Source organism: Thermanaeromonas sp. (assembly GCF_021890735.1).
In the GTDB taxonomy this organism is placed as follows: Bacteria; Bacillota; DSM-521; order Neomoorellales; family Neomoorellaceae; genus Thermanaeromonas.
On sequence record NZ_JAKKUR010000025.1, the window covers coordinates 1 to 20,506 of the forward strand.

Below are 20,506 nucleotides of genomic sequence, written 5' to 3' on the forward strand. Positions count from 1 at the left end.
CGATTTGTCAGCATCGGGGGTATATGGTAACTCCCCACTAATACTTGACAGTGACATTCTTTAGGGGTTTATATTGACAGCGAAAAAATGCTATAGTATAATCCTACACAAGAGGAGGGATGGAAGTGGAAATTAGAATTTCCCCTAAAGCAGAAGAATACATCAAAGGGAAAACAAACGTTATAACCATTCGCCTGGAGGTGTGCGGTAGCTGAGCCGGGCTTACTGTTAGACCTGCCGTGCTAGCAGGGCCTCCACGTGATCCCAGCGGTTACCTATTGCACCAAGTAGACGGAGTACAAGTCTATATTCAAAAAGGAATAAAAGCTGACAACAACCGAGGGCTGGATATAGACCTAGTAGGGTTTGGTCCGTTCAAACAGTTAGTAGTGGATGGAATTGCCCTCTATTAAAGGACATTTCTTAAGGAGGTGAGCTTTTGTGGCTGGTCAGGTTATTAACGTAGGGCAGGAGGATTTTGAGGCAGAAGTACTCACGGCTCCCGTGCCGGTGGTGGTAGACTTTTGGGCTGCTTGGTGCGGCCCTTGTAGAATGATGGCCCCTGTTTTAGAGCAAGTAGCTCAAGAATATGATGGTCGTATAAAGTTTGTGAAATTAAATGTAGATGAGAACCAAGAATTGGCAGCAAGGTATGGTATAATGAGTATTCCTACTCTGGTGATTTTCAAAAATGGTGAGGAAGTAGGTCGTCTCGTAGGCTACATGCCCAAGGAGAAGCTCAAGCAAAATTTGGATTCTATTATCCAATAAATAGGGGAAACCGGTTAAAGGGCCAGCGGGGGGAGGGCTATGCAAAGGCGACAGGCGTATATAGATGTTTTTAGGTGTGATGGTGCTCCTGATTGTCCCCCACGGGATAACTGCCCTGCTGGGGCCATTTTTCGGGAAGGGGAGGAAGGGCCCTATTTTGTAGCTCCTGAATGCCGTGGTTGCGGTCGATGTATTCCTTTCTGCAATCTAAAGGCGATTACTTTGCTTTAAGGCTAGTACAGTGGTAGGTTAATAACAGTGAACTAGCTTCCCTCGGGTCATGACGGTAGAGAGAAAAGCGGAGCTCCCGTAATTAGGGTGGTTCCGCTTTTTTGTTTAATTTTTAGAAGGCATATTTAAAATCATGTCGAAATGATGTAAGGGGGAGGTGCGAGCTTGAAAAAGATCAGGGTAGAGGATAGCGTGGGACACGTTTTAGCCCATGATTTAACGAAAATAGTGCCGGGGGAGTTTAAGGGATGCCGCTTTAAAAAAGGACATATTATTCAGGAAGAAGATATCCCGGAACTGTTAAATATGGGCAAGGAGCATATTTATGTACTGGAGTTAGGCCCTCAAGACGTGCACGAAGATGAAGCAGCTTTGAGGATAGCTAGGGCGGCCGCAGGCAGGGATAATACAGGGCTTAAAATGGGCGAACCTTCTGAGGGCCGGGTGAATATAGTTGCCCAGTGTGCTGGGTTGTTGAAAATTAATATGCCGGCCCTGAAGGCCATTAACCAGGTTCCAGACGTCATTTTAGCCACCTTGCATAACAATTATCCTGTTCAAGCAGGACAAGTAGTAGCGGGTACCCGGGTTATCCCCTTGGTTACGAAGGAGGAATATGTGGCTAGGGTCGAAGACATTTGCCGGAAAGCAGGGGGAATTTTACAGGTACTTCCTTACAGGGGCCTTCGTGTAGGTATCATTACTACGGGAAGCGAAATATATAAAGGCCGCATAAAGGATGCATTTACACCGGTAGTCAAGGCTAAGATTGCTCAGTATGGGTGCCAAGTAGAAGAAGAAAAGATCGTGCCGGATGATGCTACCCTTATAAGCCAGGTTATTAAAGATATGGTGGGCCGGGGACTTGAGCTCATTCTCGTCACCGGCGGGATGTCGGTCGATCCCGATGATGTGACCCCACAGGGTATTCGCCTAACAGGAGCGGAAGTAGTGACCTATGGTGCACCCGTCCTTCCTGGGGCTATGTTTATGCTAGCCTACCTCGAAGATGTTCTACTGATGGGTTTGCCTGCGTGCGTCATGTACTACCGGGCTACTATTTTCGATCTAGTCTTACCCCGGCTTTTAGCTGGAGAGCGGCTTAATAAAGAGGATATAGCCGGTTTGGCCGCCGGCGGGCTTTGCCTCGGGTGTAAAGAGTGTCGGTATCCGGTTTGCCCTTTTGGTAAGGGGGGCCCATCTTAAAGAAAAAGACCGCTCCTTAATGGAGCGGTAGTTTTCGCCGCCAGCGGGTACCGGCGGCGCGGGAGAGGAGAAACCGGAGGAAGAGCTCATGGGGGAGGGTTGTTAGGTAACCCTAAGCTCTTCTGGCTATATTATGGGAAAAAGAAGCTAATTCTATACATGGGAGGAGGAAAATTTTTTGCTATAATAGCCCGGGGGTATCCCTATGTTACGCATTACGGGTGGGATAGCCAAGGGAAAAAGCCTTAAGGTACCCCGCTGTGCTAATATAAGGCCTACTTCGGCACGCTTGAGGCAATCCCTCTTTAATATCCTACAAGTAGAGGGAAAGAACTTCCTGGATGTATTTGCAGGAGCAGGCGCGGTAGGAATTGAAGCCCTGAGCCGGGGAGCGAGCAAAGTTACTTTTATTGAAAATCATCCCCTAGCTTTAAAGGCCCTCCACGAAAACTTGAAACTCACAGGTCTTGCTGCTCGAGCCGAAGTTATTGGACAAGATGCTCTACGTGCCGGTCGAAGGCTGGCAGAGCAGGGTTTTAGGTTCGATGTTATTTATTTGGATCCACCCTATGAGAAGGGATTAGCAGAGAAAGCCTTGGCTATTTTCGCAGACCTTCTTGTACCTGGCGGATGGCTGGTCTTAGAGACCAGGGTTCGGGAGTCCCCCCCGGGGATTTCTACTGCGGTTTTGGTGGACGAGCGCCGTTATGGGGATTCTGCCTTACGTTTTTACAAGAAGGCAGTAGCCGAGGAAAGATGGGAGAAGGGTTAGAATGTTGAATGGGGGTAGCTTTGGCGTGAAGGTTATAGAGCTCATAGACGAACTAGAAAAACTAGTGGAAAGGTCACCCAGGATACCCTTTACTGAGCGGATTTTAATTGAAGGAGGGGTATTATTAGACTACTTAGACCGATTGCGAACCATGTTGCCGGACGAGCTAAGGCAAGCCCAGTGGATACAGCAAGAAAAGGAACGCTTGCTTGCCGAAGCCCAGCAACAAGCCAAGGAGCTTCTGGCTGAGGCAGAGCAAAAAGCCCGTCAGCTGGTTCAAGAAACAGAGCTGGTGAGGCAAGCCAGGATAGAAGCCGGGGAGATAACAAATAGAGCTCAGCGGTTGGCTATGGAGATTAGGACCAGGGCCGTAGCTTACGCGGATGAGGTATTAGGTGAACTAGAAAACTATATTATGCAGGTATTATCTAGTATAAGGCAAGGACGACAGGAATTGGAGGCTTATCGTCCCAGTTCATCTCCTGTAGTATCTCTGGAGGACCAGAGACCAGGCGCCAATGCCCAGTAAGGCTATTAAAATGAATATAAAAAATATCCACAACCCGAAGCTGGTATAATAAATCCAAAGGGTTGGCCAAGTAGATGGGGGTAGCGAAAAAGGGCGCTCTAAAAGCTTAACAACAGGTTCCGCGGGGCCGTAGAAAAGTAAGACTAGTTGGGAGGCCAGAACGCCGTGGAAGAACCGGGCTAGTATAAAAGGCCAAAGGCGTAAGTTCGCAGAGCTTATCATGGAGGCTACCTGGGCATGGACCGAAAGTCCAGCCCATCCCAAGATGAAGCTAATGGCGGCTAGGCGTACGGGGATCGGTAAAGGTAGTTCGCTGGCCAGTTTGGTTCCTATAGTCATTTCCAAACAGCCCGCTACCAGGGCTGGTGCTACCTGGGGATCCAGATTTAAAATGTGTAGCAGGGGTGTTAGGAGAAAACTTAATGCGGTAGTCCATTCCAGTAACTGGACCATATGGATAAATACAGAGAATACTATGATAAACCCGCCTACGGTGAGGAGGGTTTGGAAGGATTGTCTGATGGCCTCCCCTAAAAGATAACCTAAAGGTGCGGAGTTTTGTTGCGGCGCGTATAATAAATCCTTCCAAGCTTGGCGGATCCTAATATACCAAGGAAAAGTTTGTACAGAAGAGCTGGTATCGGAGTACCGATAAAACCGGAATAAAAGACCAAGGCACAGGTTGGCCCCATAATGGGCCGCAGCTATAACAGGTCCTACTTCGGGTTGTTGTAGCATTCCTACAGCTACAGCCCCGAGCATAAACAGGGGGCTGGCATTATTGGTGAAACAGATGAGCCGTTCCCCTTCTGCTGTGGAAAGTAATCCCTGGTTTTTAAGTTGGGCTGTAAGGGAGGCGCTTAAAGGGGCTCCAGAGGCATAACCCATGACCACTATCAGACCCGCTACGCCAGGGATATTGAAGAGGGGCCTCATAACGGGCTCTAGAAGTACACCTAAAAGATGTATTATGCCTAATCTCAGTAAAAGCTGGGAAAGCACAAAAAAGGGTAACAGGGCGGGTACAACGATTTGCCACCAGGCTTGAAGACCGGCGAGGGCGGCTTCAAAGGCCTGGCGCGGGTGTAGAATAATGCAGCCGGTAAATATTATTGTAAGTAGGGTGGTGAGCCGAAAGGCCACTTAATGTTGCCCCCTCCATTTCCAAATATACTAAGGGAATACCGGGATTAGACCTCAAGGCTACCATTGACAGTAAAGTTAAGCCTTCGTTATAATGAGCGAGGTGACTGGCGTGAAAATCGGGATACACGAGCTTAAGATGAAGCCGGGGACCCAATTAAAGTTTTCCCTGGAGGAAAGTTGGAGGGATATTCAAGTAGGTAGAGAGAGCATTCCTGTCGTAGCGCCGGTAAGGGTAGAAGGTGAACTTACAAACACGGGAAAGTTTATTTATCTTAAAGGCCACGCCTGGACCGAGCTGGAGCTTGCGTGCGCGCGTTGTCTAGAGGTTTTTGTTTACCCGCTAGAGGTACCTCTGGAGGAAGAATACTGTACCGAGGCAGTCTTTCAGTCCCTTCCTGAGACGGATACCTTACGGGACGAAGTGCGGGTGTATGAAGGGGATATTTTGGATTTAAGACCTGCAGTAGAGGAGGCTTTTATTTTGGCTCTACCTATGAAATGGGTGTGCCGGGAGGAATGTCGCGGGCTCTGTCCCTGGTGTGGTAAGAATCTAAACACAGAACAATGTAACTGCCGGGGGGAAGAGGTGGATCCCCGGCTTTTAAAATTAAGCGAATTGTTATCACAAAATAAAGGAGGTTGCTAAATTGGGAGTACCTAAAAGGCGAGTTTCTAAAGCGCGTAAGAACAAGCGGCGCTCCGAGTGGGCCAAAATGTCTCCCCCCACTTTGACACCCTGTCCTCAGTGTCACGAACTTAAACTTGCCCACCGGGTTTGCCCTCATTGCGGTTACTATAAGGGTCGGGAGGTGCTTAAGGTAGCTGAAGAGTAAATGTATAATGCAGAAACCGGCAGCAGCCGGTTTTTATTTTTATACTGGATCATGCTGAAAGTCTTGCATAAAAATGCTGATTGCTTTATACTTATTATTGCCTGCTAATATTACATGGTACTAAAAGAAGGTCGGAGATATTCAGTGCCAAGGCTGCACAGTAAGCGGGAAGAGCGGCAACAAGCGCTTCTTCAGTACTTAAAGGAGCATCCCTTTGCGACCGATGAGGAACTGGCGGAAAAGTTTAAGGTGAGTATTCCTACTATCCGTTTGGACCGTCTGGCGCTTGGGATTCCCGAAGTACGGGAGCGGGTAATGATCTTAGCTAAGGAAGCGCGGGCGCGGATGCGGGGTATCACGGAGGAAGAGTTAGTAGGAGAGTTGATAGACCTCCAGCCGGGCCGGATGGGTATTTCCATACTCACAGTGCGTCCTGAAATGCTCGTTAAACCGGGCGGGGCGTGCCGCGGTTATTATCTTTTTGCCCAGGCTAATTCCTTGGCCTTGGCTACGGTGGGCAGGGAAATGGTTTTAACTAGCAGCGCCCGGGTGAGATACCGGCGACCGGTGTACGAGGGAGAGAAAGTTATGGCCAGAGCATTGGTAAAAGTGCAGCGAGGGAATACTTTTCTAGTGTCTGTACATTCCAGAGTAGATGCGGAGTTGGTTTTTAAGGGGCAGTTCGTCATCATAGCTCCTGAACCAGAAGATGATCAAGGGGGAGTAACTTGTTGAGAGTAGCTGTGGATGCCATGGGCGGTGATTATGCCCCGGCGGCTGTGGTACGTGGCGCGGTTAGGGCAGCCGGAGAGGATCTGGCAGACATTATTCTAGTAGGGGATGCCGGGGCTATAGAGAAGGAGCTAAAGGGTTTTTCAGATATTAAAAATATAGAAATCGTACATACCAGAGAAGTAATTACCAACGAGGAAGCGCCGGCTTTAGCCCTGCGCCGGAAGAAAGAGGCCTCCATTGTTGTTGCTACGCGGCTGGTAAAGGAGGGTCGGGCGCAGGCGGTAGTTTCTGCGGGGAGCACAGGTGCTCAGATGGCAGCCGCTCTCCTTATCCTCGGGCGGAGCGGTGCCATTCAGCGGCCAGCCATTGCTACTATTTTGCCGACCCTTGAGGGTCCCAAACTTCTTTTGGACGCAGGAGCTAATGTAGATTGTCGCCCCGAACATCTTTACGAGTTCGCCTACATGGGCCATCTTTATGCTAGTAAAGTTTTAGGTATTTCTGAACCCCGTGTCGGGCTCATCAATGTTGGAACGGAGGCTATTAAGGGAAACGAGGTAACCCTGGGAGCCTACCAGTTGTTAAAAGAAGCCGAACTCAATTTCATAGGTAACGTAGAGGCTCGGGATCTCCCGAAAGGGGTAGCTGATGTTTACGTCTGCGATGGTTTTACCGGCAATACCCTTCTTAAATTCGGGGAGGGCTTGGCCGAGGCTTTATTTAAAAAAATTCAAAGCGAAGTTAAAAAGAGTTTGGCTGCCCGGCTAGGGGCAGCCCTCCTTTTGCCTACTTTACGGCGGCTTAAGCAAGAAGTGGATTATGCGGAGTACGGTGGAGCTCCCCTTTTAGGGGTTAAGGGTGTAAGCATAATATGTCACGGGAGCTCCGACGAACGGGCTATCTACAATGCCATCCGGCTAGCCGTGCGGTGTGTGCAGGAAAGGCTTGTAGAAAGCTTAAATTCATTCTCCAAGGATAATAGCGGAAGAAAGAGGGTGAAGGATTGGCAGGCTTAAAAAGGGCTGGTATTATTGGTACAGGCTCCTATGTACCAGAAAGGATTTTGACTAATGGGGATCTAGAAAAGATAGTAGATACTAACGATGAATGGATACGTACCAGGACTGGCATCCGGGAGCGCCGGGTAGCTGGGGAAAACGAGGCTGCCTCAGACCTAAGCCTTATAGCTGCCCAACGGGCCTTGGAGAGCGCCAGAGTAAAGGCAGAAGAAATTGATTTAATTATTGTAGCTACGGTCACTCCCGATACTCTTTTCCCGGCTACGGCCTGTCTAGTGCAGGACAGGTTAGGCGCGAAAAAAGCTGCCTCCTTTGATCTTTCTGCCGGTTGTACGGGCTTTTTATACGCCTTGGGAGTAGCTCAACAATTTGTAGCGTGCGGGACCTATCGGAAAGTTCTTGTAATCGGGGTAGATGTATTAACCAAAATAATTAACTGGGAAGACAGGAGCACTTGCGTATTGTTTGGTGACGGAGCAGGTGCGGTAGTGGTGGCACCCGTTTCTGAGGAGGAAGGAATACTTTCCCTTTATCTGGGAGCTGATGGTAGCGGCGGTTCATTGCTGGTAATGCCTGCAGGGGGGTCAAGGCTACCGGCCTCCCCCGATACGGTGGCTCGCAAGTTACATACCATCCACATGCAGGGTTCCGAGGTTTTTAAATTTGCCGTCCGGATAATGGGTGAAGCCTCTCTTAAAGCCCTTGAGCAAGCTGGCCTTAGCAAGGAGGATATAAACCTTTTAATTCCCCACCAGGCCAATATGCGTATTGTTGAAGCAGGGCTGAAAAGGTTGGGTTTGCCACCGGAAAAAGTCTATATAAATCTCGATAGGTATGGGAACATGTCCAGTGCCTCCATACCTGTGGCTTTAGATGAAGTGCAAAGACAGGGTAGACTTTCTCGGGGCGATAACGTGTTACTCGTTTCTTTTGGTGCCGGTCTTACGTGGGGTGCGGCCGTGGTAAGATGGAGCATGGGTTAGCCTGGTATCCGTAGATGACATAGGGGAGGAAGCTCAACGTGTGGCGCACACCTTTATGCGATCTCTTGGGTATTACCTACCCTATCCTCCAGGGCGGCATGGCCTGGGTGGCCACAGGGGAACTGGCGGCAGCGGTTTCTTCTGCAGGAGGGTTGGGTATAATTGGAGCGGGTAATGCCCCGCCGGAAGTAGTCAGGCAGGAGATCCGTAAAGTCCGGGAGAGCACAGACCGTCCCTTCGGGGTAAACCTGTATTATATGTCTCCTTACATAGAAGAGCTGGTGGACTTGGTAGTGGAAGAGCGAGTTCCTGTGGTGACCACGGGGGCAGGGAACCCCGGCAAACATCTTCCGCGTTTCCGAGAAGCTGGGATTAAGGTTATCCCCGTGGTAGCTTCTGTGGCACTGGCTAAACGGTTAGAACGGGCGGGAGTGGATGCCCTTATAGCAGAAGGGATGGAATGCGGGGGCCACATTGGGGAGATAACCACCATGGCCCTAGTACCTCAGATTGTTGATGCTGTGAAAATCCCGGTCATCGCAGCGGGGGGTATCGCTGATGGCCGCGGTTTAGCGGCTGCCTTAGCATTGGGAGCTCAAGGAGTACAGATGGGGACCCGGTTTATCTGCGCTAGCGAATGCACGGTTCACCCCAATTACAAGGAGGCCATCTTACGGGCCGGAGACAGGGATACAGTAGTAACAGGCGGTCACGGCCATTATGTTCGTGTACTGAGAAATAAATTATCTCGCCAATTTGAGGAGCTGGCTGCCCGGGGTGCGAGTTGGGAAGAGATGGACCAACTGGGGGCCGGAAAGCTGCGGGCAGCAGCCGTAGAGGGAGACGTCGAATACGGTTCTGTTATGGCCGGCCAGATAGCTGCTCTGGTCAAAGAAATAAAACCTGCAGCCGAGATTATCAAGGAAGTAATGGAAGAAGCTACACGTATACTCCTTCGGCTGGGCGAAATGGTAAAAGGAGGCTAGAGTGAGGAAAGCACTTACAACTGAAGGAGGATGTATACCTTGGAATCTGGAATTGCCTTTGTATTTCCGGGTCAGGGTTCTCAATATGTGGGGATGGGGAAAGAAATGGCTCGAGCCTTTTCTACAGCCGCACAAACCTTTAAGGAAGCAGAAGAGATCTTGGGTTGGCCTTTGACCAGACTTTGTTTTGAAGGCCCCCCGGAGGAGCTAAGCCAAACACATATAACCCAGCCGGCTGTCTTGACAGTAGAGGTGGCATGTTTGCGTGTCCTTACAGAACACGGTATACAGCCCCAAGGAGCGGCTGGGCATAGTTTAGGCGAATATGCCGCCCTAGTCGCGGCAGGAAGCCTGGATTTCCCCCAAGCTTTAAGGCTTGTCGCCCGGCGGGGTGAGCTTATGGCCAAGGCTTGTGCTCCTGGAAAGGGGGGGATGGTGGCTGTTTTAGGGCTTTCGGCGGACGAGGTGGAAAGGATATGTAAGGAGGTAAAGAGGGGCATAGCGGAACCTGCCAATTATAATGCTCCCGGGCAGGTGGTGGTGGCTGGGGACCGGGAGGGCCTGGAGGAATTTACAGAGTTAGCCAAGAAGGAAGGCGCCAAAAGGGTAGTTCAGCTTAATGTAAGCGGGCCTTTTCATTCTAGCCTGATGCAGCCGGCTGCCGAAGGGTTAAGAGAGGAATTAAAAAGAGTTGCTATCCTACCCCCGAAGATTCCGGTGGTCTCCAATGTTACTGCTGACTACTTTAAAGGGGAAGAAAGTATTAGGCAGAATCTAATAGCCCAGGTAGCTAGCCCTGTACGTTGGGAGGAAAGTATTAAAAGGTTGGTTAAGGACGGTTTTCAGACCTTTATAGAAGTGGGACCTGGGAGTGTACTGAACGGGCTTATACGGCGCATATCTCCTGAAGTAAAACTTACCCGTGTAGAAGACCCGGAAACCTTGGCCAACACACTGAAGGTCCTGGGGGAGGAGGGCTAGGGTGACTCTTGCCGGTCAGGTAGCCGTGGTAACAGGTGCTTCAAGGGGGATAGGGAGGGCTACAGCTATAGCCTTAGCCCGGGCAGGAGCTAAGGTAGTGGTAAACTATTGTAGTCAGGAAGAAGCGGCCCAGGAAGTTGTAAGCTTCATAAAGGAGAAAGGTGGCGAGGCTTTAGCCTTAAAAGCAGATGTATCGGCAAAGGAGGATGCCCAGGCCCTTATTGAAGGGACCTTAGCGGCCTTTGGAAGGGTAGATATTTTGGTTAACAATGCGGGCATTACCCGGGATAATCTTCTCCTTCGCATGCGCCATGAGGACTGGGAGGCCGTGTTAAGGACCAATCTCACGGGGGTTTTTTTCTGCTGCCAAGCGGCTTTAAAGCCTATGTTCCGCCAGCGCTGCGGGCGTATCATAAATATTGCCTCGGTAGTGGGTTTGATGGGGAATGCAGGGCAGGCCAATTATGCTGCGGCTAAGGCAGGGCTCATCGGCTTTACCAAGTCGCTGGCTAAGGAAGTGGCTTCGTGGGGTATATTGGTCAACGCAGTAGCCCCGGGATTTATAACGACTGATATGACCGAAAAGCTAGGGGAAGAGGTACGTAGATCTTTCCTAGAACGTATTCCCTTGGGCCGGCCGGGACAGCCCGAAGAAGTTGCAGAGGTAGTAGTGTTTTTGGCTTCCCCTGCTTCTCGTTATATTACGGGACAGGTTATTGTTGTAGACGGCGGTTTGACTATGTAAAGGTTAATTTGGTAAAGGTTAATTTAGGAAGGAGGTGAAACAAATGGATGATATCTTTAATAAGGTTAAAAGTATAGTGGCGGAACAACTGGGGGTCGACGAAGAGGAAATAAGCCTGGATACTTCTTTCGAGGATCTCAATGCGGATTCCTTGGATATAGTAGAACTCATAATGGCTTTGGAAGAGGAATTCGATATTGAGATCCCAGATGAGGATGCTGAAAAGCTTACCACAGTAGGTGCGGCAGTAGAGTATATTCGCCAGCGTGCTAAGTCAGTAGGTTAATATGCTTATGTAAAGTTTTACCCGGCCTGCTTGGGGAGCTGTACCCTTAGCAGGCCTTTAAAGATTAATTCCTTGAGAATGCAGGTGAGGGAAGTTGCGTAAACGGGTAGTAATAACAGGGATCGGGGTTATCTCACCCATAGGCAACGATAAAGATACTTTCTGGCAGTCATTGGTAGAAGGCAAATCAGGTATTACAAACATTTCACGCTTTGACGCCAGCCAGTTTCCCACCCGTTTTGCTGCTGAGGTAAAGGACTTTGATCCCACGCGGTTCCTAGAAAGGAAAGAGGCTAAGCGCATGGATCGCTTTAGCCAGTATGCTGTGGTGGCTGCTAAGATGGCCTTGCAAGATGCTGGGTTGGACGTAAATAAAGTCGGACCCGACCGCGTGGGAGTGGTTTTCGCTACGGGTATTGGAGGTATGGAAACTTTCGAGGAGCAAACACGCGTATTAGTGGAAAAAGGTCCTGGTAAGATAAGCCCGTTTTTTGTTCCCATGATGATTGCCAATATGGCTGCGGGGCAAATAGCCATACAAACCGGAGCACGGGGAATAAACTTTACGGTAGTGAACGCCTGCGCTGCGGGTACTAATGCGGTGGGAGAGGCCTTCCGGGTGCTCCAGCGGGGAGAAGCAGACGTAGTTATCACTGGAGGAAGCGAGGCTAGTGTGACACCCTTGGCACTGGCCGGTTTTAGCGCTATGAAGGCCCTTTCTACCCGAAACGAGGCCCCGGAGAAGGCAAGCCGGCCCTTTGACCGCCTAAGAGATGGGTTTGTCTTGGGCGAGGGGGCAGGCGTACTCGTACTGGAAACGTTAGATCATGCTTTGTCCCGGGGAGCAAGGGTTTATGCCGAGGTTGCCGGATATGGCTGTACGGCCGATGCCTATCATATCACTGCTCCGGATCCGGAAGGTGAAGGGGCTGCCAAGGCTATGGCTTTAGCCTTAGCCGATGCCAATGTAAGACCGGAAGAAGTAGATTATATAAATGCCCACGGTACTTCCACGGATCTCAATGACCGCATTGAAACTCTGGCCATCAAAAAAGTATTCGGTTCCCATGCTTATAGGTTGGCCATAAGCTCTAACAAGTCTATGATCGGGCACCTTTTGGGGGCGGCAGGAGCCGTGGAACTGATTGCGACGGCCCTCACCATCTATCACGGTATTATTCCGCCTACCATAAACTACGAGGAACCCGATCCAGAGTGCGATCTTGACTACGTGCCCAACAAAGCCCGGAAGCAAGAAGTGAAGGTGGCCTTGTCCAACTCTTTTGGCTTCGGAGGACATAACGCTACCGTATTGCTTAAGCGGGTGGAGATCTAATGGAAGAGGAAAGAAGGCGAAAGCTACGAGCCTTTCTTCAAAAATGGGACCTGGAAGTTACGGATCTGGAGCTTGTAGATTTAGCGCTCACCCACCCTACTTATGCTTTAGAGCATAATTTACCAGGACACAACCAGCGGCTAGAATTTTTGGGAGATGCCGTTTTAGGCCTGGCTGTGGCGGAGTACTTATATAAAGAGCTACCTGACTTGAACGAAGGAGAGCTTACCCGCCTCCGGGCGGCTATAGTCTGCGAGGCTAACTTAGCTCAGGCTGCTCAAACTTTGGGCCTCGGAGAATTGCTCCTTTTGGGCCGGGGAGAGGAGCAAAGCGGTGGCCGCCAGCGGCCTTCTAATTTGGCCGAGGCATTAGAGGCACTTTTCGGTAGCCTTTATCTTACCGCAGGTTTCGAGGGAGTTAAGAGATTGGCACACCGTCTTTTCGCTGATTTTTTAAAAGAAGAAAGCCGCTGGAAGGTTGTGGATAATAAAAGCAGACTTCAGGAGTTGGTCCAGAGCAAAGGTCCGGAGAACGTAAGCTACCGGCTTTTAGCGCAGTGGGGACCGGATCACGACAAAAGGTTTAAGTGCGGAGTATTCTACCAGGGTAAACTTTTAGCTACAGGAGAAGGAAAAAGTAAAAAGGAGGCGGAACAGGAGGCTGCCCGTAAGGCCCTTAAAAAACTGAGAAACGGGGTCCGCGAACAATAAAATGTGTTGGGTTCTCAGGTAAGGCAGGATTTGTTATCTGGACGTCGAAATAATATATAAGATTTTTAGATAAAATCGGAAAAAGAGCCTGTAAAGGCGCCCATAACAATTAGGGGAGGAGGACCCATGGAAGTACTAAAGGTGTCTGCACAATCCAATCCTAAGGCTGTAGCTGGGGCCTTGGCAGCTGTCTTTCGCCAATACGGTAAGGCTGAGGTTCAAGCTGTAGGGGCGGGGGCGGTGAACCAGGCCGTTAAGGCCATCGCCATTGCCCGGGGGTTTATCGCTCCTAACGGCATAGACCTGGTAATGATCCCCGCCTTCACCGAAATAAACATTGATGGTGAAACCCGGACAGCTATAAGATTTATTGTAGAGCCGAGATAAGATAACAGGGGAACTGCTCAAAGAATTTGGGCAGTTTCTTTTATGGGGGTCGAAATGGGGTTGTTCCTTAAATCCTTGGAAATTCAGGGCTTTAAAACCTTTGTGGACCGGACTAAATTGGAGTTTAGACCTGGTATCACCTGTATCGTTGGCCCTAATGGGAGCGGGAAGAGCAACATTGTAGATGCTATAGCATGGGTCCTTGGTGAACAAAGCGCTCGAGTTTTGCGCGGTTCACGCATGGAAGATGTCATTTTTGCAGGTAGCGAGAAACGTCGGCCGGTAGGGCTGGCGGAGGTTACCCTCGTATTGGATAATTCCGACGGCGCCTTGCCACTACCTTATTCTGAGATCGCCATTACGCGGCGGCTTACGCGTGCGGGGGAAAGTGAGTACAAGATAAACAGGATTCCTTGCCGTTTACGTGATATCCAAGAGTTACTCTTGGATACAGGAGCAGGAAGAGGAGGGTTTTCCTTTATAGGCCAGGGCCGACTGGAAGAAATTCTTACTGCACGCCCAGAGGAAAGACGGCTTCTTTTAGAGGAAGCTGCCGGGGTCAGTCGCTCTCGCTGGAGAAAGGAGCAGGTTTTAAAGCGCTTAGCGGAGACCGAACAAGATTTGATAAGACTGAAAGATATCTTGTACGAACTTGAAAACCAGCTTGCTCCCTTAGAAGAAGAGGCTCAAAGAGCCCGCCGTTACCAAAAATTAAAGGAAGCTCTTCGGCTGGTGGAATTGATCGAGAAGGATCAGGAACTTAAAGCACTAAAACAAGCTTTAAAGGACTCCCAGGAACGCAAAGAAGCAGTTCAAAAAGAACTTACCAAAATAGAGCAGCAAAAGGAGAAATTAAACATAATTTTAGCCCAGCGAGCCGAACAGCTCCAAAATGCTGAACTAGACAGACAGCGGCTGGAAAGGGAACTCCAGATATACGGAACAGATAGAGAGAAGTTAAGGGGGGAGGCGAAACTTCTAAAGGAAAGGTCTGAGTTTGTAAGGAAACGTCTGGCCGAATATAAACAAGAAGGCTCTCTGTTAAAAAAAGAATTGGCTAGTATTACGAACGAATGGATAAGCTGCAACGAGCGTCTGGCCAGGTTAAAAACCGAAAAGGAAGACTTACAGGCCGAAAGGCAGGCACTAGTAGAAAGGATCAAAGAATTACAGGCTATAAAACAGCGAACGCTTAAGGCTTTGGCCCGCTGGCAGGAGGAGTTCCAGCAAGCGGGTAATTCTTTTTTGTACCTGCAAAACGAGTGGGCGCGCCTTGCAGAGCGGGAGGGACTAGAGAAACAGCGTTTGCTTCAGGAAAAGGGCGAACTAAAAGAGCTTGAGGCTAAAGTAGAAAAGCTTAAGGAAGACAAGGAAAACTGGCAATTAGAGCTTAAAAATTGGGAAGTCAGGCTAGAAAAATTAGAGAGCGAAAGGTATACTCTAAAAAATAAAATAGCTACTCTGGAAAAAAGATTAAAAGAACTCGCGTCCCGTTCGTCCTCTTTAATAGAACGCCGCCAAACCCTGCTTGCCCATTTGCAGTTTTTATATCGATCTCGGGAAGAGCGCCAGGGCTTCTCCGAAGGCGTTAAAGCTATTCTTACCGCTGCCCAGAAAGGGGAGCTGTATGGGATTTTAGGAGTGGTAGCGGAAAAGCTTGGGGTTCCCCCGGGGTTAGAGAAAGCTTTAGAGGCTGCCTTGGGGGCTAGTGCTCAAAATATCTTGGTGGAGACCGCCGAGGACGCGGAGGCAGCTATTAAGTACCTTAAGGAAACAAAAGGAGGGTGGGCTACCTTCCTTCCGTTAGAGTGGCTTTCACCCCATACCCCGACCAGATTTTCCCCGGAAATTTTAAGGGAAGAAGGGGTGCTAGGGATAGCGTCTGACCTTGTAGAGTGCGGAAAGAACTTGCGGCCGGCTATAGAGTATCTATTAGGCCATACTCTCGTAGTACGTGATGTAAACCTCGCCTTAAGGCTAGCCCGGCTCCTCCGTCCGCCAGCGCGTCTGGTTACTTTAGATGGCGATTTAATACACCCCCGGGGAGCCATAACTGGCGGCTCACTACATAAGCGACGGGGCTTTTTCACCCAGATGGCAGAGATTAGGAGTAAAGAAGAAGAGGCAGCTATCCTTGAGTCCGAATTACGGGTAACAGAAGAGGAAAGGGAGAGAACAGTTTTTTCCTTGGAGGAAGCCCGGGAAGAATTGTTAAAATTAGAGAGGGAGATTTCTAAAGGTAAGGGCAGGCTTGGACTGTTGGTACAAGCCATAAGGGAGACAACAGAAGAAATTAGGGCCTTGGAGGAAAAGATAAGTTATAGAGAGAATAAACTCAAAGAGATGAGCGGAAAGTCCTTTAAGATTGAGGAACAGAGAAAGCAACTGAAAGAGGAGCTAGATGCTATAAAGAGCCGTAAGGATAGCTTAGAAGAGAAGTTAAAATTAGCTACCCGGGGTGTGGAGAAAGCTGAGGAAAATCTTACATCCAGCCGGCAGCGACTGGCCAGTATTGAGGGCCGCCTAGAAGCTCTGGAGACGGCCTCCAAAGAAATAGAGAGCCAGCTTGTTTCGTTGGAAAGCCGGCGGGAGAACCTTTCCTCAAGGTACGAGCAGACCTTAAAAGGTCAGAAAGAAAAGGAAGAAGTTTTGGCCCAAATCGAGGAGGAACGCAGAAATGTAGAAGATAAGCTTCTAGAAATCTCCACGGGCTGTAGTAAGCTGGAAGAGGCGTTAAAACACGTTACAAAGGCTTTACAGGACCTTAAAAAGGAATACTCCACCCTTGTTGCCCAGAGAGATGAACTAGAGCAAGAGATAGCGGCCCTTTACAGGCGGGCACAAAGGGAAGAAGTGAATTTGGCTAGATTAGAAGCGACCTTAAAACATAGCTACCAGGAGCTCAATTTTCGTTACGGTCCCAACTGGGAGCAATTATTAGCCAAACCGCGACCTCACCTATCTAAAAAGGTACACGAAGCCAGGAGATGCCTTGGCGCTAAACTGGAGGAACTGGGTCCAGTAGATTTAGGTGTATTGGGCGAGTACAAAAGGCTTAAGGACCGCCACCAAGAGCTTTTCCGAGAAGTGTCTGACCTGGAAAACGGAAGGGCCTCCCTTCAAGCCGCCCTCCAGGAAATCGATAACTTTATGGCAGAGCAGTTAAGACAGACGTTGAAGAAAGTAGAAGAAGCCTTTAAGCACCTTTTCCGGGAATTATTTGGAGGCGGAGAAGCGCAGCTGGTTATTACTGGTGATAAAGATATACTCTCAGCGGGCATAGATATTGTGGCGCGACCTCCAGGCAAGAAACCCCAGCATCTTAGCCTTCTTTCCGGTGGCGAGAAGGCGTTGACGGCGGTGGCTTTTATTTTTGCCTTGTTAAAGGTAAGGCCTCAATCTTTCTGTATATTCGATGAGATAGATACTGCCTTAGATGAGGCTAATGTAAAGCGGTTCGCCCGTCTTTTACGTTCTTTTTCCTCTAAGACCCAGTTTGTAGTTATTTCCCACCGCCATGGTACTATGGAGGCTGCTGATGTACTTTACGGGGTTACTATGGAGGAGGAAGGGATATCCCGACTTGTTTCTGTGCAGTTGGAACAAATACCAGCTTAATTTAGGGGAGGTAGAGGAAACAGTTGCAGTTTTTACAGAAACTTAAGGCGGGGCTCTCTAAAACACGAGAGAATTTAGCCGGTAGGATAGAAAAGCTTTTTACCAGAACACGAGGTGTAGAAGAGGATTTCTTTGAACAATTGGAAGAGATTTTGTTGGGAGCCGATGTAGGGGTAACCACTACTTTACGCTTGGTGGATGGCCTTAGAGAAAAGGTAAAGAAAGAAAGGAATGTGGATGTTCCCTTTCTTTTTTCAGCCCTCAGGGAAGAAGTGGTAAAGATTTTAGGAGAAGATTTCCAACCACTGAATATGGCTCCCAGCCCGCCTACAGTTATCTTGGTGGTAGGCGTAAATGGAAGCGGGAAAACAACTACCACCGGGAAACTGGCCTACCGTTTCAGCCGTCAGGGCCAAAGGGTCATTTTAGCGGCTGCAGACACCTTCAGGGCCGCTGCGGCCGACCAGTTGGCAATTTGGGCTAAAAAGGCTGGAGCAACTTTAATCCAGCACCAGCCCGGAGCCGACCCGGGGGCTGTAACCTTTGATGCTCTAAAAGCCGCCTTTAGCCGTAAAGCCGATGTGGTGTTGGTAGATACGGCAGGTCGCCTACATACAAAAGGTAACTTAATGGAGGAACTTAAGAAAATACGGCGGGTTATTGAGCGGGAGCTCCCCGGAGCTCCGCACGAAGTATTGCTGGTTTTGGATGCGACTATAGGGCAGAATGCCTTAGTTCAAGCCAGGCTATTCAAAGAGGCCGTTGGGGTGACGGGAATTGCTTTAACTAAATTGGACGGCACAGCCAAAGGCGGGGTGGTTTTGGCTATCGCTCAAGAATTAAATATCCCTGTAAAGCTGGTAGGCGTGGGTGAAGGCCCGGAGGATTTAGAAGATTTTCAGCCGCAGGAGTTTGCCCAAGCTCTCTTTGATAGAAATTGAATTGACTTTAGGCTAAATCCAAATGGGGAGAGATAGTTATGGCTAGATTACTCATCCAAGGATGTACCGTTGTTCCCGTTAACGGATCGGTCATCGAAGTAGGGGCCATCGCTATAGACGGAGACCGTATTACGTACGTAGGCCCCACAGAAGCCCTCCCTCCAGGGTGGGAAGAAGTTGAAATTATCCAAGCTCAGGGTATGGTAGCCTTGCCGGGCTTGGTTAACAGCCACACCCATGCGGCAATGACCCTTTTTAGAGGATACGCCGATGATTTGCCCTTGCACCAGTGGCTAAGGGAGAAAATATGGCCCTTGGAGGGGAAACTCAAAAAGGAAGATATCTACTGGGGCACCATGCTCGCCTTGGCTGAGATGATACGTTCCGGTACTACCACTTTCGCCGATATGTATTTTCATATGGATGTAGTGGCTCAAGGGGTATTGGAAGCGGGCTTAAGGGCGTGCTTGTGCCAGGGCCTTATAGGCGTGCAGGATATAGCAGGCTTAAGGTTGCGGGTAGGGGAAGGTTTCGTCCGGGAATGGCATGGTGCAGGTGAGGGCCGGATAACCACTATGCTGGGGCCCCATGCGCCGTATACTTGCTCCCCTGAGTATTTGGCTAAAGTGGCCGACCGTGCGGCCAAACTAGGGGTGGGGTTGCATATTCATCTAGCTGAAACCCAGCAGGAGGTCGAAGAGATTAAGAATAAATATGGTCTTCCGCCTGTAGCCCATGTAGCCAAATTAGGCCTCTTTCAGGTGCCCACACTGGCCGCCCACTGCGTACATTTAACTGAAGAAGAAATACATATTTTAGCTGAAAACAAGGTGGGAGTGGCCCATTGTCCGGAAAGTAATTTAAAATTGGCCAGTGGTATTGCTCCAGTCCCTGCCTTGCTTAAGGCAGGTGTCTGCGTCGGTATCGGCACCGATGGAGCAGCGAGCAACAATAACCTTGATATGTGGGAAGAAACCCGGACGGCAGCCCTTTTAGCAAAGGGAGTTAGCGGAGATCCCACGGCCCTTAAAGCAGGCGAAGCCTTGACCATGGCTACCCTAGGCGGCGCCCGGGCTTTAGGGTTAGATAAGGAGATAGGCAGCTTAGAGCCTGGTAAGAAAGCTGATTTGATCCTGGTTAGAACTGATGCCCCCCACTGGCGACCGCTTAATGATGTTATTGCTCACTTAGTGTATTCTGCTCGGGCAGAAGACGTGGATACAGTAATTGTCAATGGCCGCGTACTTATGTATCGCCGGGAAATTAAGACCTTGGATCTAGAACGTATATATACCGAGATTAACCGGAGGATGGCAGATCTTACTGGCTCTCCCCGCTTTGTAAAGGTATAGTTACGCTTACAGTGGTACCCCTACCTGGAGCAGTGATTATTTTGAGCTGACCCTTTAAAAGTTGCACGCGTTCCTTCATTCCGAGGAGGCCGAAACCTCCTCCTTCTTTTCTATTTTGGACGGCTTCCAGATCAAAACCTTGACCCTCATCGCGGATTACCACAGTAACTTTATCGGGCAACATTTCCATCTTAACCACTGCGCTCTTCACTTTAGCATGCTTCTTGATATTGTTAACGGCTTCTTGAATAATGCGGAAAAGGGCGATCTCTACGGCACTGTCCAGGCGGCGTTGTTGACCAAAACAAAGGAAATCCACTTCCAGTCCATACTGCTCGGCGTAAGCAGAGAAATAGCGTTTTAAGGCAGGTACCAGCCCCAGGTCATCGAGGACCATGGGTCGCAGGTCAAAGATTATTTTGCGTATATCTTGGAGACTGGTAAGTACGATGTTTTGTAAGGCTTGAAGCTCCTCCCGGACCTTGCCCGGGTCCCTGTCTAAAAGTTTTAAGCAGTATTCTGCTCGCATGACTATATTGGCTAAGGACTGGGCGGGACCATCATGGATTTCCCGCGCTACACGCCTACGTTCCTCCTCCTGAGCGCGTATAATACTGAGGGCTAAGTGGTATGTCTGTTCCAGTTCACCTATCTTGGAGGTTAGATCTTGGAGTTCTCCAGTTAAGAATTTAAGCACGACCCCTACCTGGTGCACGAGTTTCTCTGCTTTTTCTACTGTAAGCTTAAGACGCCGCAAGCTCATCTCTAGATGGTTCCGGCGAAAGTTTAGCAACTTTTCCTTTTCCCGCAACCGGATAAGCTCTACCTGCAGGTTATAAGCTTCCTCGTAGGCCCTTTTGATATCCTGCTCAGTATATCGGTGAAAATCTTGGCTTACCTCGGCCAAGCGGAGCCTGGCCTTTTTTTCCGCCTGTTCTA

General features: G+C 49.5%; 22 protein-coding genes. 20 read left to right on the top strand and 2 right to left on the bottom strand.

Annotation, left to right across the window (positions count from 1 at the left end; all coding sequences use genetic code 11):
- Nucleotides 1–125 precede the first annotated feature (125 nt).
- The 5 genes from L5656_RS06130 (at nucleotide 126) to L5656_RS06150 (ending at nucleotide 3,509) form a co-directional block, all read left to right on the top strand.
- Nucleotides 126–413 (top strand): CC/Se motif family (seleno)protein, encoded by a 288-nt coding sequence (locus tag L5656_RS06130; RefSeq protein WP_297200548.1) that lies wholly within the window; start codon nucleotides 126–128, stop codon nucleotides 411–413.
- A 28-nt stretch (nucleotides 414–441) separates the two neighbouring features.
- Nucleotides 442–771 carry a thioredoxin gene (trxA, locus tag L5656_RS06135; protein ID WP_297200551.1) on the top strand — a complete coding sequence of 110 codons (330 nt, stop codon included), beginning with the start codon at nucleotides 442–444 and terminating at the stop codon, nucleotides 769–771.
- A gap of 396 nt (nucleotides 772–1,167) precedes the next feature.
- Entirely contained in the window at nucleotides 1,168–2,208 is a 1,041-nt protein-coding gene (locus L5656_RS06140; RefSeq protein ID WP_297200554.1) for a molybdopterin-binding protein, read from the top strand.
- A 205-nt stretch (nucleotides 2,209–2,413) separates the two neighbouring features.
- A complete protein-coding gene (rsmD, locus tag L5656_RS06145) occupies nucleotides 2,414–2,980 on the top strand; it encodes a 16S rRNA (guanine(966)-N(2))-methyltransferase RsmD (protein ID WP_297200557.1) in 567 nt (188 codons plus the stop codon).
- A gap of 1 nt (nucleotide 2,981) precedes the next feature.
- On the top strand, nucleotides 2,982–3,509 hold the full coding sequence (locus L5656_RS06150) for an ATPase (protein WP_297200560.1): 528 nt from the start codon (nucleotides 2,982–2,984) through the stop codon (nucleotides 3,507–3,509).
- Here the strand turns inward: L5656_RS06150 and ylbJ are convergent.
- A complete protein-coding gene (gene ylbJ, locus L5656_RS06155; protein WP_297200562.1) occupies nucleotides 3,456–4,652 on the bottom strand; it encodes a sporulation integral membrane protein YlbJ in 1,197 nt (398 codons plus the stop codon). The genes L5656_RS06150 and ylbJ overlap by 54 nt on opposite strands.
- 112 nt (nucleotides 4,653–4,764) lie before the next feature.
- Here ylbJ and L5656_RS06160 point away from each other — a divergent pair, with 112 nt between their 5' ends.
- The 15 genes from L5656_RS06160 to L5656_RS06230 all read left to right on the top strand — a co-directional run bounded on the left by L5656_RS06160 (nucleotide 4,765) and on the right by L5656_RS06230 (nucleotide 19,567).
- On the top strand, nucleotides 4,765–5,301 hold the full coding sequence (locus L5656_RS06160; RefSeq protein ID WP_297200565.1) for a YceD family protein: 537 nt from the start codon (nucleotides 4,765–4,767) through the stop codon (nucleotides 5,299–5,301).
- Between the two features lies 1 nt (nucleotide 5,302).
- Nucleotides 5,303–5,488, top strand: coding sequence for a 50S ribosomal protein L32 (rpmF, locus tag L5656_RS06165; protein ID WP_297200568.1), 186 nt, complete (start codon nucleotides 5,303–5,305; stop codon nucleotides 5,486–5,488).
- Between the two features lie 144 nt (nucleotides 5,489–5,632).
- The gene (gene fapR, locus L5656_RS06170; protein ID WP_297200571.1) at nucleotides 5,633–6,223 is read left to right on the top strand and encodes a transcription factor FapR; all 591 of its coding nucleotides are present in this window, start codon (nucleotides 5,633–5,635) and stop codon (nucleotides 6,221–6,223) included.
- Nucleotides 6,220–7,239, top strand: a complete 1,020-nt coding sequence (gene plsX, locus L5656_RS06175; RefSeq protein ID WP_297200574.1) for a phosphate acyltransferase PlsX — start codon at nucleotides 6,220–6,222, stop codon at nucleotides 7,237–7,239. The genes fapR and plsX overlap by 4 nt, the downstream gene beginning before the upstream one ends.
- The gene (locus tag L5656_RS06180) at nucleotides 7,227–8,225 is read left to right on the top strand and encodes a beta-ketoacyl-ACP synthase III (RefSeq protein WP_297200576.1); all 999 of its coding nucleotides are present in this window, start codon (nucleotides 7,227–7,229) and stop codon (nucleotides 8,223–8,225) included. Before plsX ends, L5656_RS06180 begins: the two co-directional genes overlap by 13 nt.
- Before the next feature lie 38 nt (nucleotides 8,226–8,263).
- A complete protein-coding gene (fabK, locus tag L5656_RS06185; RefSeq protein ID WP_297200578.1) occupies nucleotides 8,264–9,211 on the top strand; it encodes an enoyl-[acyl-carrier-protein] reductase FabK in 948 nt (315 codons plus the stop codon).
- A gap of 39 nt (nucleotides 9,212–9,250) precedes the next feature.
- A complete protein-coding gene (gene fabD / locus L5656_RS06190) occupies nucleotides 9,251–10,192 on the top strand; it encodes an ACP S-malonyltransferase (protein WP_297200581.1) in 942 nt (313 codons plus the stop codon).
- Nucleotide 10,193: 1 nt separating this feature from the next.
- Nucleotides 10,194–10,937, top strand: coding sequence for a 3-oxoacyl-[acyl-carrier-protein] reductase (fabG, locus tag L5656_RS06195; RefSeq protein ID WP_297200583.1), 744 nt, complete (start codon nucleotides 10,194–10,196; stop codon nucleotides 10,935–10,937).
- 43 nt (nucleotides 10,938–10,980) lie between these two features.
- Nucleotides 10,981–11,223: an acyl carrier protein gene (gene acpP, locus L5656_RS06200; RefSeq protein ID WP_297200586.1), complete on the top strand. Its 243-nt coding sequence runs from the start codon at nucleotides 10,981–10,983 to the stop codon at nucleotides 11,221–11,223.
- Between the two features lie 94 nt (nucleotides 11,224–11,317).
- Nucleotides 11,318–12,559 (top strand): beta-ketoacyl-ACP synthase II, encoded by a 1,242-nt coding sequence (gene fabF, locus L5656_RS06205; protein WP_297200589.1) that lies wholly within the window; start codon nucleotides 11,318–11,320, stop codon nucleotides 12,557–12,559.
- Nucleotides 12,559–13,269, top strand: a complete 711-nt coding sequence (gene rnc, locus L5656_RS06210) for a ribonuclease III (RefSeq protein ID WP_297200591.1) — start codon at nucleotides 12,559–12,561, stop codon at nucleotides 13,267–13,269. Before fabF ends, rnc begins: the two co-directional genes overlap by 1 nt.
- Nucleotides 13,270–13,395: 126 nt before the next feature.
- The gene (locus L5656_RS06215; protein WP_084664639.1) at nucleotides 13,396–13,656 is read left to right on the top strand and encodes a stage V sporulation protein S; all 261 of its coding nucleotides are present in this window, start codon (nucleotides 13,396–13,398) and stop codon (nucleotides 13,654–13,656) included.
- 42 nt (nucleotides 13,657–13,698) lie between these two features.
- A complete protein-coding gene (gene smc, locus L5656_RS06220; protein ID WP_297200598.1) occupies nucleotides 13,699–17,274 on the top strand; it encodes a chromosome segregation protein SMC in 3,576 nt (1,191 codons plus the stop codon).
- A 23-nt stretch (nucleotides 17,275–17,297) separates the two neighbouring features.
- Complete coding sequence (gene ftsY, locus L5656_RS06225) at nucleotides 17,298–18,215, top strand: signal recognition particle-docking protein FtsY (protein WP_297200602.1); 918 nt, start codon at nucleotides 17,298–17,300, stop codon at nucleotides 18,213–18,215.
- Nucleotides 18,216–18,253: 38 nt separating this feature from the next.
- Nucleotides 18,254–19,567: an amidohydrolase gene (locus L5656_RS06230; RefSeq protein ID WP_297200605.1), complete on the top strand. Its 1,314-nt coding sequence runs from the start codon at nucleotides 18,254–18,256 to the stop codon at nucleotides 19,565–19,567.
- Here the strand turns inward: L5656_RS06230 and L5656_RS06235 are convergent.
- The coding region (locus L5656_RS06235; protein WP_297200608.1) for a sensor histidine kinase at nucleotides 19,536–20,506 on the bottom strand (971 nt) is incomplete at its 5' end. The two genes, L5656_RS06230 and L5656_RS06235, sit on opposite strands and share 32 nt — an antisense overlap.